Below are 1,190 nucleotides of genomic sequence, written 5' to 3'. Positions count from 1 at the left end.
TCAGAGTGTTATGGTCAGACCTTCAATTTCTTCAATGGTTTGGCGGTAATTCCATGGCATCCATTTTTCGGGATTCTTTTTCATATCTGCTTCATATTCCTGGAGTTTGATCAGGTAATCCATGGCATTAACCTTACCGAGATAGCAGGTGTGAATGATACTGGTGAACATATCACCGATCAATGCCCCGATTTCATTTTTGTAGAACATGGCGTTTTTCCGATTGAGCACCGCTCGTTTCAGGGCCTGTTCGCAGATGTTATTGTCCAAAGGCGCACCAGCCACCCTTAAAAAGAGGGTGAACTTCTCCCAACGGTCAAGCAGATAGGAGATGGCACTTCCCAATGCGGAATTGGGTTCCACCAGTTTTCCATGGATTTGGGTTGTCATCCACTCATGAAGGGTGTTCATAAGCGGCCCGCTGTATTGCTGATGATATGTCAGACGTTCTTCATCGGACATATTCTTCTCTTTGGTAACAGCATCGTTTTCATACACCCCGGCCAGGAGGTCTATGACCAGTTTACATTCATCTGGAAATATCGGAACGATGTCCGCAAACCTTCTACGCCCGTGGCTGAGACAGTGAGATACAAATCTGGCAAACAGATCATTGGTATTCCGGCTTAATGCATCACACATCTGTATGGGCTTGCCTTTGTCCGGATCTCTGTGTGCCTGGAGCATATCAAGGTTTTCTCCGGCATGATTGCGACCCGTAAAATACAAGGCGATCTGATGCCCCTCATCCAGTTCGGCCACAATGGCGGTGGTAAACATACCAGTTCGCTCTTTGTCGGTTTTTTGTTCATTTTCTTTCATCAAGGAGAGTACCGGCATGGTGGTATCATCATTATGAAAGAGTTTGGCCTGGGCTGCCTGGTGTATCAATTCCTGGTAAACCGGCTGGATGATGTCGGCAAGGGCTTCGGTTTTATCCCAAAGAGTTGATGCACCCAATGGCACACCGACCATCTCCTGAAGTCTTGCAATTCGGTAAAATGGCATCCCGAATCCATATTTATAAATCGGGATGGCAGCGTTTGCAGAGGCATCATAATGTCTAGCGCCACTGATGGTGCCGTCGGCAATTTTTGCCGTAAACACAGCACCACAGGCACTGCATCGCAGTTTGTCCGTCTCGTACAGGGTTGCTGTCAGAGGCGCATTGCCGGAAAAAGACAAGGTAA

The 1,190-nt window shown here is 47.5% G+C and carries 1 protein-coding gene; it reads right to left on the bottom strand.

The window, feature by feature from the left end:
* Positions 1-1,190 (bottom strand): IS66 family transposase (locus MTBBW1_RS27165; protein WP_080810133.1); only part of this gene is annotated, 1,190 nt, incomplete at its 5' end.

The sequence above is a fragment of the Desulfamplus magnetovallimortis genome, from assembly GCF_900170035.1.
GTDB classification, from domain to species: Bacteria; Desulfobacterota; Desulfobacteria; order Desulfobacterales; family Desulfobacteraceae; genus Desulfamplus; species Desulfamplus magnetovallimortis.
This window is presented reverse-complemented; position numbering and strand designations above follow the sequence as displayed.